Source organism: Pseudomonas sp. Pseusp49, assembly GCF_059491875.1.
The window spans coordinates 5,576,174-5,589,982 of the sequence record NZ_CP168514.1 but is presented as its reverse complement, the minus strand read 5'-3'; the positions used below and the strand labels follow the sequence as shown (position 1 = coordinate 5,589,982).

General features: G+C 59.5%; 15 protein-coding genes. 6 read left to right on the top strand and 9 right to left on the bottom strand.

Annotation, left to right across the window (positions count from 1 at the left end):
* Positions 1 to 263: 263 nt before the first annotated feature.
* Positions 264 to 890: a response regulator transcription factor gene (locus ACEN83_RS24830; protein WP_007972324.1), complete on the top strand. Its 627-nt coding sequence runs from the start codon at positions 264 to 266 to the stop codon at positions 888 to 890.
* Between the two features lie 80 nt (positions 891 to 970).
* On the opposite strand, the gene ACEN83_RS24825 is transcribed toward ACEN83_RS24830, so the two are convergent.
* The 8 genes from ACEN83_RS24825 to metG all read right to left on the bottom strand — a co-directional run bounded on the left by ACEN83_RS24825 (position 971) and on the right by metG (position 7,893).
* Entirely contained in the window at positions 971 to 1,150 is a 180-nt protein-coding gene (locus ACEN83_RS24825) for a PA3496 family putative envelope integrity protein (protein WP_007972325.1), read from the bottom strand.
* A 106-nt stretch (positions 1,151 to 1,256) separates the two neighbouring features.
* Positions 1,257 to 1,895, bottom strand: coding sequence for an endonuclease III (gene nth, locus ACEN83_RS24820; RefSeq protein WP_008053529.1), 639 nt, complete (start codon positions 1,893 to 1,895; stop codon positions 1,257 to 1,259).
* Positions 1,896 to 1,920: 25 nt separating this feature from the next.
* Positions 1,921 to 2,505, bottom strand: a complete 585-nt coding sequence (locus tag ACEN83_RS24815; RefSeq protein ID WP_495578688.1) for an Rnf-Nqr domain containing protein — start codon at positions 2,503 to 2,505, stop codon at positions 1,921 to 1,923.
* Positions 2,498 to 3,109, bottom strand: a complete 612-nt coding sequence (locus ACEN83_RS24810) for an RnfABCDGE type electron transport complex subunit G (protein ID WP_495578687.1) — start codon at positions 3,107 to 3,109, stop codon at positions 2,498 to 2,500. The genes ACEN83_RS24815 and ACEN83_RS24810 overlap by 8 nt, the downstream gene beginning before the upstream one ends.
* Entirely contained in the window at positions 3,106 to 4,092 is a 987-nt protein-coding gene (locus ACEN83_RS24805; protein WP_495578686.1) for an RnfABCDGE type electron transport complex subunit D, read from the bottom strand. Before ACEN83_RS24805 ends, ACEN83_RS24810 begins: the two co-directional genes overlap by 4 nt.
* Positions 4,079 to 5,092 (bottom strand): electron transport complex subunit RsxB, encoded by a 1,014-nt coding sequence (gene rsxB / locus ACEN83_RS24800; RefSeq protein WP_495578685.1) that lies wholly within the window; start codon positions 5,090 to 5,092, stop codon positions 4,079 to 4,081. The genes ACEN83_RS24805 and rsxB overlap by 14 nt, the downstream gene beginning before the upstream one ends.
* Entirely contained in the window at positions 5,089 to 5,658 is a 570-nt protein-coding gene (locus ACEN83_RS24795; RefSeq protein WP_495578684.1) for an electron transport complex protein RnfA, read from the bottom strand. Before ACEN83_RS24795 ends, rsxB begins: the two co-directional genes overlap by 4 nt.
* Positions 5,659 to 5,841: 183 nt before the next feature.
* Positions 5,842 to 7,893: a methionine--tRNA ligase gene (gene metG, locus ACEN83_RS24790; protein WP_495578683.1), complete on the bottom strand. Its 2,052-nt coding sequence runs from the start codon at positions 7,891 to 7,893 to the stop codon at positions 5,842 to 5,844.
* 200 nt (positions 7,894 to 8,093) lie between these two features.
* Between metG and apbC the strand changes: the two genes are divergently transcribed.
* Positions 8,094 to 9,188 (top strand): iron-sulfur cluster carrier protein ApbC, encoded by a 1,095-nt coding sequence (gene apbC / locus ACEN83_RS24785; RefSeq protein WP_495578682.1) that lies wholly within the window; start codon positions 8,094 to 8,096, stop codon positions 9,186 to 9,188.
* Between the two features lie 95 nt (positions 9,189 to 9,283).
* On the opposite strand, the gene ACEN83_RS24780 is transcribed toward apbC, so the two are convergent.
* Complete coding sequence (locus ACEN83_RS24780) at positions 9,284 to 10,042, bottom strand: SDR family oxidoreductase (protein WP_126047359.1); 759 nt, start codon at positions 10,040 to 10,042, stop codon at positions 9,284 to 9,286.
* Between the two features lie 166 nt (positions 10,043 to 10,208).
* On the opposite strand from ACEN83_RS24780, the gene ACEN83_RS24775 reads away from it, so the two are divergent.
* The 4 genes from ACEN83_RS24775 (at position 10,209) to groL (ending at position 13,721) form a co-directional block, all read left to right on the top strand.
* Positions 10,209 to 10,940, top strand: coding sequence for a HugZ family pyridoxamine 5'-phosphate oxidase (locus ACEN83_RS24775; protein WP_007978561.1), 732 nt, complete (start codon positions 10,209 to 10,211; stop codon positions 10,938 to 10,940).
* A 66-nt stretch (positions 10,941 to 11,006) separates the two neighbouring features.
* A complete protein-coding gene (locus ACEN83_RS24770; protein WP_218482088.1) occupies positions 11,007 to 11,483 on the top strand; it encodes an FxsA family protein in 477 nt (158 codons plus the stop codon).
* A 248-nt stretch (positions 11,484 to 11,731) separates the two neighbouring features.
* A complete protein-coding gene (locus ACEN83_RS24765) occupies positions 11,732 to 12,025 on the top strand; it encodes a co-chaperone GroES (RefSeq protein ID WP_007978564.1) in 294 nt (97 codons plus the stop codon).
* A 49-nt stretch (positions 12,026 to 12,074) separates the two neighbouring features.
* Complete coding sequence (gene groL, locus ACEN83_RS24760) at positions 12,075 to 13,721, top strand: chaperonin GroEL (protein WP_102698443.1); 1,647 nt, start codon at positions 12,075 to 12,077, stop codon at positions 13,719 to 13,721.
* The last annotated feature ends 88 nt before the right edge of the window (positions 13,722 to 13,809 follow it).

The window sequence follows — 13,809 nt, the reverse complement described above, 5'->3', positions numbered from 1 at the left end:
TTGTCAGGGCGCAGCTTTTTACGCTGGCTTTTGGAAAATTCTGGTTGTAAATCGATAGGGCCGATTGCTGAAAACTGCGCCGCCATGACGCTGATACAGTTTTCAACTCATTCCGTTCGAGGGATTTTTGTAGGAGAAATCCGTGTTGTTTGTAGGGTATGTCTCTTGGTGTGGGTGGTTGGAAGGGGCGACATGCCATGGGTGAAACGACTAGGCTATTGTGCGGGCTCTAAAAATTCGAACAGCGAAAATTGGACTTGCCCATGAATAAAGTGCTGATCGTGGATGATCACCCCGTCATTCGTCTTGCGGTACGTATGCTAATGGAACGTCATGGCTACGAAGTTATTGCAGAAACCGATAATGGTGTGGATGCACTGCAACTAGCTCGTGAACTTACGCCGGATATTGTCATTCTGGATATCGGGATTCCGAAGCTGGACGGATTGGAAGTCATCGCGCGTTTGTCGTCGACCTCAATGCCGATGAAAGTGCTGATCCTGACTTCCCAGGCACCGGGGCATTTTTCCATGCGTTGCATGCAATCCGGTGCAGCCGGTTATGTCTGCAAACAGCAAGACCTGACGGAGTTGCTCAGTGCAATAAAGGCCGTGTTGTCAGGCTACAGTTACTTTCCCAATCAAGCCTTGCATACCGTGCGTTGCAGTTTGGGGAACGCCAGTGAGGCCGACATGGTTGATCGGTTGTCGGGGCGGGAAATGATGGTCTTGCAGCAATTGGCCAGAGGGAAGACCAATAAGGAAATTGCCGATGGAATGTTTTTGAGCAATAAAACAGTCAGTACTTACAAGACCCGCCTGTTGCTCAAGCTCAATGCACGGTCCCTGGTCGATTTGATCGAACTGGCACAACGCAATGGTCTGGTGTGATGGCGCATCTGCGCGACGAGGGGTGTTTACCGAAGTATGGCACTAAAAAAAAAGCCTCCGTTTCGGGAGGCTTTCAGGTGTCATAAGTCAAAATCGTAGTCGGCCAATTGCTTTTGCAGTCGGCGCTCCTCCAGCAGATTGTCGATGGTGCGGCGTTTGCTCAGATTAGTTTTCGCTACTTCAACCACCGGCTCGGCGTCATCGGTTTCGGCGGTGGTGAAGTCGTCTTCTACGTCCAATTGCTCTTTGCCAGTACTCATTTAGTTACTCCAGGCTAAGAAGGCCTTTGGCGCTCCTTATATCGACAATCTCCCGGCGGGTAAAAAAGATTTTTTCAATCGACAAATCAATAATCCTAATAGCGCCTCAATCATCGGAGGTTTTGTGCTTGTATTCGCACAAGTCTTCGATCCGGCAGCTTCCGCATCGGGGCTTGCGGGCGAGGCAGACATAGCGGCCGTGAAGGATCAGCCAGTGATGGGAGTCGAGCAGGTACTCCCTGGGCACGAATTTCATGAGTTTTTTCTCGACTTCCACCACATTCTTGCCAGGCGCAATGCCGGTGCGGTTGCTGACCCTGAAAATGTGTGTGTCGACAGCCATGGTCAGCTGACGGAATGCCGTATTGAGTACCACATTGGCGGTTTTGCGGCCGACGCCGGGCAGCGCTTCCAGCTCTTCGCGGGTTTGCGGCACTTCACCGGCATGACGCTCGACCAGCAAGCGGCAGGTTTCGATCACGTTTTTCGCTTTGCTGTTGTACAGGCCGATGGTCTTGATGTATTCCGACAGTCCCTCGACACCCAGGGCATGGATCGCTGCCGGGGTATTGGCGACCGGGAACAGTCTGGCGGTGGCCTTGTTGACGCCGACATCGGTCGACTGCGCCGAGAGAATCACGGCAATCAGCAATTCGAACGGTGAGGAATAGGCCAGTTCGGTCTTGGGTTCCGGGTTGTCTTCGTGCAGCCTGCGGAAAATTTCCAGACGTTTTGCGGCATTCATGGGCAGTGCGTTTCCTCGTGGGCAATCAATGGGTGGGTTTGGGGCGCCAGGCCTGCCAGGCGGCGATCAGGAGTCCGAGCAGAATGAACCCGCCAGGGACCAATGTGGCCAGGTGCAGACCGCCATCGGCCACCAGCACCCAGCCTTGCCAGTCAGCTTGCGTTGCACCGGACAGCCACGACAGTCGGTTTCCGAGGGTTGCGTTGCCGATGAGTTCGCGCAGCAGTCCCATAGCGATCATCAGCGTGACAAACAGGCCACTGAGTTCCAGGCGCTGGCGCCAGCCGTTCTGAAAGTACCCGGTGTGCTCCAGTACGACGCATTGCAAGGCGATCATGGCGCCATAAAACCCCAGATGCTGCTGCCATTGCAGCGACCAGGCTTGTGCCATGAGTTCCGCGCAACTGGTGAGCGTGGCGGCCAACAGAACGCTGGCCGTCAAGCGGGCCGCCGGGACCAGTCGGGGGCGCAGGACGCCCATGGCCAGGCTGAACAACTGGGTCACCACCATGAACATCAGGCACAGGCCAAGTGCGGCCATCAGCGAGTGGGTGGCGCCGATCAGCGGCGTCAGCATCAGGGCGTTGCGCAGCGTCGATGAGTTATCCATGGGCAGGGTCCCCGAGCAGTTGTTGCCGGTGTTCATCAAAGTAGCGCAAGGCGTCGTGCACGGCATTGATCACCGCTCTTGAGGTGATGGTTGCGCCTGCGATCTGATCGAACTGCCCCTGATCCTTTTTCAGCGCCCAGCCGCTGTCAGCGGGTTCTGTTCGGGATTTTCCGGAAAAAATCTGCAGCCAGCCATTGGGCCAGTCGGCGATCCGTGCCCCCAGCCCAGGTGTCTCCGACTGTTTGAGGGTTTTGACGCCCAGCAACCTGCCATTGGCATCGACAGCGATCAGTAGCTCGATGGCACCGGTGTAGCCGAGGGTTTGACTGCGCAGCAACAGCGCGACGGGTTGCTCGCCCCGGGTCGCCAGATAGCCACCCAACAAGGTGCTGTTTGCCAGGGTGGTTGTTTCGATCCAGATGGGGTGGTCGAGTGGTTGATTGTCGTAGCTGTCTGACGGTATCAAGTCGAGCAGATTCCGGCTGTCGAGCAGGTGCTGTTCGGCTGCAATGCGCGGCGCGCTGCCGAGTTGCACGAAGTACGTCACACCCATGCCCAGTGCGGCCAAAAAAACCAGAAGCGCGATGCTTGATGTCCGGCTCATGACGCCTCCGGCTGTTGTCTGGCCGCCACGAACCGCTCCAGCGCCGGCACGCACAGGTTCATCAACAGCACGGCAAAGGCGATGCCGTCCGGATAGCCGCCCCAGGTACGAATCAGATAAGTCAGGAGCCCGACGCCGACGCCGAACAGCAGTTTTGCCCCAGGGCTTCTGGCGCCGGACACCGGTTCGGTAATGATGAAGAACGCCCCCAGCATGGTCGCGCCGGTCAGCAGATGAAACAGCGGCGAGCCATGGGAATCGGAGCCCGAACCGTTCCAGCACAGCAGGCTGATGACGAACAGACTGGCCAGCATGCCGACCGGGGCATGCCAACTGATCACTTTTCGTTGCAGGAGAAACATTCCGCCCGCCAGAAACGCCAGGTTCACCCACTCCACACCGCGTCCGCCGTAGTGGCCGAATGCCGGATTGCCGGCAAACAGTTCATCCATGGTCAGGCTTTTGTTGATCCGCAGGCTGTCCAGTGCCGTGGCCTGCACCCACGCATCCGGTGCCTGGCCGACACCGAACACTTGCTGCAAGCCACTCAACAGGTCCATGACATGGGGCGATGGCCAATGGGTCATGGGTTGGGGGAAGGCCACCAGCACCAAAGCAAATCCGAGCATCGCCGGGTTGAAGGGATTTGAGCCGACGCCGCCATACAAGTGTTTGCCAAAAATCATCGCAAAGGCAGCGGCACTGAGGGGCAGCCACCATGGGCAGTAGGGCGGCAGCGCCAGGGCCAGCAAGGTGGCACTGACCAGCGCGCTACCGTCACTCAGGGTTGGCACCAGCGGTCGCTTGCGCCATTGCACGACGGCCGCTTCAACGGCCAGCGCAGCAGCGGCCGCCAGAACCAGGTTGATCAACACGCCCCAGCCGTATAGCCAGAACGCGGCGAGCACTCCCGGCAGCGTAGCCAGCAGTACCAGCTTCATGGCCTGCTGCAGGCGCTCATCAACGGTTTCAAGGGCTGGCATGGGCGTTCACCTGGCGTTCGGCTTCGCCGAGTGCGCGCTCCAGGGCTTCGATGTGCTCCGCCGGTGCTTCGTTGGCCTGAGCCTTCTTGAGTTCGGCACGGCGCATGGCCAACTGGATCTTGGCCCGTTTCAGATCGGCATCATTTGCCGACACCGTTGCGACCGTCGGCGCAGTGGCAGGTGGCGCGGCGCTTTCCAGTTGCGCCAGGTTTAGTTCGGCGTCTTCGAACTGCTGTTGCAGGACAATCAACTGCGATTGCTGTTCGAAGGTCGGTGGATGTCCGAAGGCTTTCAGCGACTTGTGCAGCTGCGCCCGACTCATCGCCACATCGATCTTCGCCTTTTTCAGCGCGGCATCGGCAGTGGCGGCTTTCTGTGCGCGGACGCGCTCGAGGGCGGCCTGTACCGGGTCGACTGTCGCTTCGCTAGGTTGCGTGGCACGTTGTCGGGCCTGGCGTTCGGCGATTTTCTGTTGCTCTTCGCGCTGCAAGCGGGCATTGCGCTGTTCGAAGCGGCGCCGCGCGTGATCGCGCTTGAGGGCACGGGCCTGCTGCGCTTGCGGTGTGAGGGCCAGGCCCCCGACCACCGGCAATACAGTGTCCAGCGGCAGCGGGCGCATTTCGATGCAGTCTACCGGGCAGGGTGCTACGCAGAGGTCGCAACCGGTGCACTCATCGATGATCACCGTGTGCATCAGTTTGGCCGCCCCGACGATGGCATCGATCGGGCAGGCCTGAATGCACTTGGTGCAACCGATACACTCGGCTTCGCGGATATAGGCGATCTGTGCACGTGCCGAGCCGCGGGTGATGTCCAGCTCCAGTACCGGCACCTTCAGCAACTCGGCCAGGGCCGCGATGGTTTCGTTGCCGCCGGGCGGGCACTTGTTGATCGGCTCGCCGCTGGCAATGCCTTCGGCGTAGGGCTTGCACCCGGGGTGGCCGCACTTGCCGCATTGGGTTTGCGGCAAGAGTGCGTCGATGAGTTGAATCAGACTCATGTTTTGATCAGTCCGCTGAATCCGAGAAAAACCACTGCGATCAGGCCGGCACCGATCAGGTCGATCGGCAGGCCGCGAAAGGGCAGGGGCACATCGTTGTCGGTCGTGCGTTCACGCAAATCAGTGAACAGGCTCAACACCAGCCAGAAACCCAACCCGGAACCCAGGCTCAAGGCTGTGGCGTGAAACAAGCCTTTGTCCTCCTGAACATTGAGCAAGGCCACGCCGAGTACGCCGGCATTGCCCAGCAGCAACGGCCAGAGGCCTTCGAACGACAGTGTCGAAAACACCCGCGCCAGCAGCTTCAGCAACGGGCCGATCAGCAACACGCTCAATGGCAGAAACACAAACAGACGCAGCGCCGTCAATTGCAGCGGCATCAGCAGCCAGTGATAGAGCGCGTAACCGAGCATGCCCACGATCAGCATCAGGCACGTCGTCGCAATGCCCAAGGCATGGACCTGACGGCGCTGGCCGGCCAACAGCGGATCGACGCCCAGCGGCCAGTGCAACACGAGGTTGTTGATCAAGGCTGCACTGATAAGCGTCAGAAGCGTTTCGGTCATGATCGTCCCTATCCGATGCTGGATAACTCTGCAGGAGCTGCCGCAGGCTGCGATCTTTTGATCTTGCTCTTACAAAAGCCAAGATCGCAGCCTGCGGCAGCTCCTACAGGAGTCAGTATGGGCCAGACATGAAAATCCCACAGTCGCGCCAGGCACGACTGTGGGATCGGTTTGCCGCAGATCTTACTTGATGCGCTGACCCGGCTTGGCGCCGCTGTCAGGGCTGAGCAGGTAGATCTCTTCACCGCCAGGACCGGCTGCCATCACCATGCCTTCGGAGATGCCGAACTTCATTTTCCGTGGCTTGAGGTTGGCGATCATCATGGTCAGGCGGCCATCGAGCTTGGACGGGTCCGGGTACGCGCTCTTGATCCCGGAGAACACGTTGCGTTGCTCGTCACCGATGTCCAGGGTCAGGCGCAGCAGCTTGTCGGCGCCTTCCACGTGTTCGGCCTTGACGATCAGCGCGACGCGCAAATCGACTGCCGCGAAGGTGTCGAACTCGATTTCCGGCGACAGAGGATCCTTGGCCAGTTCGCCATTGCCGGCAGGTGCGGCTGCGCCGGTGTCGGTCTGGCTGGCGGTCAGGTCTTCTTTCGAGGCGTCGGTCATGGCTTGTACCTTGATCGGGTCGATGCGGGTCATCAGCGGCTTGAACTCGTTCAACTGATGGTTGGCGAGCAAGGTCGCGTGGTCGTTCCAGGTCAGCGGTGCGACGTTGAGGAACGCCTCGGCGTCGGCGGCCAGCAGCGGCAGCACAGGCTTGAGGAAGATCACCAACTGGCGGAACAGGTTGACGCCGGTGGCGCAGATCGCCTGGACTTCATCCTGCTTGCCTTCCTGCTTGTTCAGCGACCACGGAGCCTTGTCGGCGATCCAGGCGTTGGCGCGGTCGGCCAGGCCCATGATCTCGCGCATGGCGCGGGCGAAGTCGCGGGCTTCGTAGGCGTCGGCAATGCCTGGCGCGGCGGCCAGGAATGCGTCGGTCAGTTCAGGTGCGGCGTTGGTGTCGACCATTACGCCAGCATTGCCTTTGTGAATGAAGCCGGCGCAACGGCTGGCGATGTTGACGACCTTGCCCACCAGGTCGGAGTTGACCTTCTGCACGAAGTCCTCGAGGTTCAGGTCGAGGTCGTCGACGCCACGGCCGAGCTTGGACGCGTAGTAGTAGCGCAGGTATTCCGGCGACAGGTGATCCAGGTAGGTGCGGGCCTTGATGAACGTGCCGCGGGACTTGGACATCTTCTGGCCGTTGACGGTCAGGTAGCCGTGCACGTTGATCCCGGTCGGCTTGCGGTAGCCGGCGCCTTCGAGCATGGCTGGCCAGAACAGGGCGTGGAAATTGACGATGTCCTTGCCGATGAAGTGGTACAGCTCGGCGGTGGAGTCCTTGCCCCAGAACGCGTCGAAGTCCAGTTCCGGCGTGCGGTTGCACAGGTTCTTGAAGCTGGCCATGTAGCCGATCGGCGCATCCAGCCACACGTAGAAGTATTTGCCCGGCTCGTCGGGGATCTCGAAACCGAAGTACGGCGCATCGCGGGAGATGTCCCACTGTTGCAGGCCGGCATCCAGCCATTCGGCGATCTTGTTGGCCACGGCATCCTGCAGGGTGCCGCTGCGGGTCCAGGTTTGCAGCATGGCCTGGAAGTCCGGCAGCTTGAAGAAGAAGTGCTGGGAATCCTTGAGCACCGGGGTGGCGCCGGAGATCGCCGACTTCGGATCCTTCAGGTCGGTTGGCGCGTAGGTCGCGCCACATTTTTCGCAGTTGTCGCCGTACTGGTCTTCGGTGCCGCATTTCGGGCAGGTGCCCTTGATGAAGCGGTCGGCCAGGAACATTTTCTTTTCCGGGTCGAAATACTGGGTGATCGAGCGCGTGGCGATGTGCCCGGCGTCACGCAGCTTCAGGTAGATCTGGCTCGACAGCTCACGGTTTTCTTCGGCGTGAGTGGAGTGGAAATTGTCGAAGTCGACCAGGAACTCGGCAAAGTCGGCGCTGTGTTCGGCCTGGACGTTGGCGATCAGTTGTTCCGGGGTGATGCCTTCCTTTTCCGCGCGCAGCATGATCGCCGAACCGTGGGCGTCGTCGGCGCAGACATAGATGCATTGATTGCCGCGGTGCTTCTGGAAGCGCACCCACATATCGGTCTGGATGTATTCCAGCATGTGGCCAAGATGGATCGAACCATTGGCATAGGGCAGGGCGCTGGTGACGAGGATCTTGCGTGGCTCGGACATGGGGCTCGGCTACTTGATGAAACGGAGGTCGGCCACTATAAAGCGCTGGCGCATATTTTTCATCCTGTGAGCCTGTTTCATTGGATGAGCAGCCAGAAAAGATCGCAGCCTTCGGCAGCTCCTACAGGAGCTGCCGAAGGCTGCGATCTTTTGAGGTACGATAGCCATCATCTTTTCCAGTCCCGTTTTCGGAGTTGCCCATGAGCGCCGTCAATCGCGCAGCGGTGGAAGCCGTCCTTCGCCAATACACCGACCCTTACCTGAACCAGGACCCGGTCAGCGCCGGGTGCGTGCGCAACATCGACATCCAGGGCGACCGCGTCAGCGTCCAGCTCGAATTGGGTTACGCCGCCGGTCTGTTCAAGAGCGGCTGGGCGCAGATGCTGGAAATGGCCATTCAAGGTCTGGATGGCGTGTCGAGTGCCAAAGTCGATATCACCAGCGTGATCGCCGCGCACAAGGCCCAGGCGCAGATCCCGGGGCTGGCCAACGTCAAGAACGTCGTGGCCGTGGCGTCCGGCAAGGGTGGCGTGGGCAAATCCACCACCGCGGCCAACCTGGCCCTGGCCCTGGCCCGCGAAGGCGCCAAGGTCGGGATTCTCGATGCGGACATCTACGGTCCGAGCCAGGGCATCATGTTTGGTATCCCGGAGCGCACCCGACCTGAGGTCAAGGATCAGAAATGGTTCGTTCCGCTCAAGTCCCATGGCGTCGAAGTGATGTCCATGGCCTTCCTCACCGATGACAACACACCAATGGTCTGGCGTGGTCCGATGGTCTCCGGTGCCTTGCTGCAACTGGTGACCCAGACCGCGTGGGGCGATCTGGATTACCTGGTCATCGACATGCCGCCGGGTACCGGTGACATCCAGCTGACCCTGGCGCAGAAAGTGCCGGTGGCCGGTGCGGTCATCGTGACCACCCCGCAGGACCTGGCTTTGCTGGACGCGCGCAAGGGCGTGGAAATGTTCCGCAAGGTCAACATTCCGGTGCTGGGCGTGGTGGAAAACATGGCCGTGCACATCTGCTCCAACTGCGGACATGCCGAGCATCTGTTCGGTGAGGGCGGTGGCGTGAAGCTGGCCAACCAGTATGGCGTCGAGCTGCTGGCCTCGTTGCCGCTGTCGATGGTCATCCGCGAACAGGCCGATGGCGGCAAGCCGACGGTGATCGCCGAGCCTGACAGCCAGATCTCCATGGTTTACCAGGAGCTGGCCCGTCATGTCGGTGCACGGATCGTATTGCAGGAAGCTTTGACGCCGGCGATGCCGAACATCAGCATCAGCGACGATTGATTCCTGTTAAAAGATCGCAGCCTGCGGCAGCTCCTACAGGGGATTGATGTTCACCCTGTAGGAGCTGCCGAAGGCTGCGATCTTTTGATCTTGCCTTAGATCCGCAACCCGCCATCCATCTCCAGAATCCGACCGGTGTAATAGTCGTTCTCGAAGATGTACGCCGCCGAATGGGCGATCTCTTCCGGCTTGCCCATACGCTTGAGCGGAATGCCGGCAGTCATTTTTTCCAGCGCTTCAGGCTTCATGCCCAGGGTCATCTCGGTTTCGATGAAGCCCGGTGCAATGCCGGCCACGCGAATGCCGTAGCGCGCCAGTTCCTTGGCCCAGGTCACGGTCGCCGCAGCGACACCGGCCTTGGCCGCCGAGTAGTTGGTCTGGCCGATGTTGCCGGCACGGGAAATCGACGAGATATTGATGATCGCGCCGCTGTTGTTCAGCTCGACCATTTTCGCCGCGACTTCACGGGTGCACAGGAACACGCCGGTCAGGTTGACGTCGATGACCGACTGCCACTGGGCCAGGCTCATCTTGGTCATTTCGCCATCCTTGACCTTGAGCAACAGGCCGTCACGCAGGATCCCGGCATTGTTGATCAGGCCGTGGATCGCGCCGAAATCTTCGGCGACCTGGGCGACCATGTGGGTCACTTGCTCTTCGTTGGCGACGTTGCACAGGTAAGCTCGGGCTTCGACACCCTTGGCCTTGCAGGCCGCGACAGCGGCGTCGAGTTTTTCCTGATTGAGGTCGACCAGGGCGAGCTTCGCGCCCTTGCCGGCGAAATACTCGGCCATGGAGCGACCTAAACCCTGGCAACCGCCAGTGATAATGATTACTTTGTCAGTGAGTTGCATTCGCATGTCCCCCGGTAGCAGGTCTGAGTGGTTTCCTTGTAGAGAGCCTCTCGATCTGCGCCTGATGTGGCCCGGCTGCACATGAGAACTGCCCCCGATGGCATGCTGGGACTTTCACCAGCAGCTTGTCCGTTTTTATGACGGATTCTATTTAAGGAGTCATAAATTGAGCGTTGAAGCGGCTAAGCATGCACGAGAATTGCTCCTCAAGGAATACCGTGGAGTGCTCTCGACGCACTCCAAGTCAATGCCCGGTTTTCCGTTCGGCTCCGTGGTTCCGTACTGCCTGGATGAGCAGGGCCGGCCGCTGATCCTGATCAGCCGCATCGCCCAGCACACGCATAATCTGCAGAAAGACCCGAAATGCTCGCTGTTCGTGGGTGAGCGTGGGGCTGAGGATGTGCAAGCCGTTGGTCGCCTGACCTACCTGGCTGAGGCACAGCAGCTCGAAGACGAAGCCGCCATAGAAGCCGCCTCCGAGCGTTACTACCGCTACTTCCCGGAGTCGCAGGGTTATCACAAGGCCCACGATTTCGACTTCTGGGTGCTCAAGCCGGTGCGCCACCGTTACATCGGTGGTTTTGGCGCGATTCATTGGGTCAACGACCTGACCCTGGCCAACCCGTTCGCCGGCAAGGCCGAAGTGAGCATGGTCGAGCACATGAACGCGGATCACGCCAAGGCCATCGCCCATTACGTCGAGCTGGCCGGGCTGCCGAAAAACGTGCCGGCGCAAATGGCCGGCATCGATACCGAAGGCATGCACCTGCGTATCGGCCAGAGCCTGTACTGGTTGCCGTTTCAAGCTCCTTGTAATACGCCGACACAAGTCCGCGAAGCCTTGGTTTCTCTGGCTCACGCCGAACATTGGCCGAAAAATGAAGTGGCCGACGCTTGAATTCACGAAACGGCGACGTCATCTAAGGTGAACTGGCAAGGCATTCTTGCGTTGAGGAACCATTTGATGCGCCCTTTTTTGTTGCTCTTTCTGCTGTTCCCGGTGTTGGAGCTGTTCGTATTCGTCAAGGTGGCAGGGTCCATCGGGTTTTTCCCGGCCCTGCTGCTGATCATTCTCGGCTCGATGTTCGGTGTGTTCGTGCTGCGCATCGCCGGCCTGGCCACGGCCCTGCGTGCCCGTGAAAGCCTGAACCGCGGTGAGTTGCCGGCCCAGACCATGCTCGAAGGCCTGATGCTGGCTTTGGCCGGTGGCCTGCTGATTCTTCCGGGTTTCATCAGCGATGTGATCGGCCTGATCATGCTGCTGCCGTTCAGTCGCCGTCTGCTGGCGGGCAAGATGCGCCAGCGCGCCGAAGAGCAGGCCATGCGTCAGCGCGCGTTCGCCGACGACCTCCAGGCCCGTGGCGGTCCAGCCCCCCGCGAGCCTTTGGGGCGTGAACCGAATGTGATCGAAGGCGAGTTCGAACACCGCGACACCAAGTAAAACGCCCATCGACACGGCACCTTCGGGTGCCGTGTTCGTTTGCGGGGCATCGAGCTGAAAATTTTTCGCTGCCCGCCCTTGTAATAAGCTTATGCGCCCTTATGTAACGGTCACCGCAAGGTTTCTGGCGAACACGCCAGACAGACTTCCGCGGTTCGCTTGACGAACCGCAACCGGCACCGCCGGCCTTTGTTAAACCCGCCGGGACTACACCGGCCGATGAAAACCACAATTAGGAGAGATCGACAATGAAGCTTCGTCCTCTGCATGACCGCGTCGTCATCCGTCGCAGCGAAGAAGAAAAGAAAACCGCTGGCGGTATCGTCCTGCCAGGTTCGGCTGCTGAAAAAGCCAACAGCGGCGAAATCCTCGCTGTAGGCACCGGCCGCGTACTGGAAAGCGGTGAAGTGCGTGCACTGTCCGTGAAAGTGGGCGACAAGGTTGTGTTCGGTCCTTACTCCGGCAGCAACACTGTGAAAGTCGACGGCGAAGACCTGCTGGTAATGAGCGAGAACGAAATCCTCGCTGTTATCGAAGGCTGATTACCCGCTCATTTTCCCGCTACTTCAAAGTATTTAAGGAATATCGATCATGGCTGCTAAAGAAGTTAAATTCGGCGATTCCGCCCGCAAGAAAATGCTCACCGGTGTCAACGTCCTGGCTGACGCAGTAAAAGCGACCCTGGGCCCGAAAGGCCGTAACGTGATCATCGAGAAGAGCTTCGGCGCTCCGACCATCACCAAGGACGGCGTTTCCGTAGCCAAAGAAATCGAACTGGAAGACCGTTTCGAAAACATGGGCGCGCAACTGGTCAAAGACGTTGCCTCCCGTGCCAACGATGACGCAGGCGACGGCACCACCACCGCTACCGTTCTGGCTCAGTCGATCGTCAACGAAGGCCTGAAAGCCGTCGCTGCCGGCATGAACCCGATGGACCTCAAGCGCGGTATCGACAAAGCGACCATCGCGATCGTCAAAGAGCTGAAAGCCCTGTCCAAGCCATGCGCCGACACCAAGGCTATCGCTCAGGTAGGCACCATCTCCGCCAACTCCGACAACTCCATCGGCGACATCATTGCCGAAGCCATGGAAAAAGTCGGTAAAGAAGGCGTGATCACCGTTGAAGAAGGCTCGGGCCTGGAAAACGAACTGTCGGTTGTTGAAGGCATGCAGTTCGACCGTGGCTACCTGTCCCCGTACTTCGTCAACAAGCCAGAGACCATGGTCGCTGAGCTGGACGGCCCGCTGATCCTGCTGGTCGACAAGAAGATCTCGAACATCCGCGAAATGCTGCCAGTACTGGAAGCCGTTGCCAAAGCCGGCCGTCCACTGCTGATCGTGGCCGAAGACGTTGAAGGCGAAGCCCTGGCGACTCTGGTTGTGAACAACATGCGTGGCATCGTCAAAGTCGCAGCCGTCAAGGCGCCAGGCTTCGGCGACCGTCGCAAGGCCATGCTGCAGGACATCGCCGTTCTGACCGGCGGTACCGTGATCTCCGAAGAGATCGGCCTGAGCCTGGAAAGCGCAACCCTGGAAAACCTGGGCAGCGCCAAGCGCGTGACCCTGTCCAAGGAAAACACCATCATCGTTGACGGTGCTGGCGTACACGGCGACATCGAAGCACGCATCGCTCAGATCCGTGCCCAGGTTGCCGAGACTTCCTCGGACTACGACCGTGAAAAACTGCAAGAGCGTCTGGCCAAGCTGTCCGGCGGCGTTGCAGTGATCAAGGTTGGCGCTGGTTCCGAAGTTGAAATGAAAGAGAAGAAAGCCCGCGTTGAAGACGCCCTGCACGCTACCCGTGCAGCCGTCGAAGAAGGCGTGGTACCTGGCGGTGGCGTGGCCCTGATCCGTGCTCTGGAAGCACTGACCGAACTGAAAGGCGACAACGCCGATCAGGACGTGGGTATCGCTGTTCTGCGTCGCGCTGTTGAAGCGCCACTGCGCCAGATCGTTGCCAACTCCGGCGACGAGCCAAGCGTAGTCGTCGACAAGGTCAAGAACGGCGAAGGCAGCTTCGGCTACAACGCTGCGACTGGCGAATACGGCGACATGATCGAAATGGGCATCCTGGACCCAACCAAGGTTACCCGTTCGGCTCTGCAAGCTGCAGCCTCGATCGGCGGTCTGATCCTGACCACCGAAGCTGCTGTTGCTGATGCACCGAAGAAAGACGGCGGTGCTGGCGGCGGTATGCCAGACATGGGCGGTATGGGCGGCATGGGCGGCATGATGTAAGTCAGCCTTACCCCTGTACGAAAAAACCCCGCCTGCGAAAGCAGGCGGGGTTTTTTATTGCCGGTCAAAAGATCGCAGCCTTCGGCAG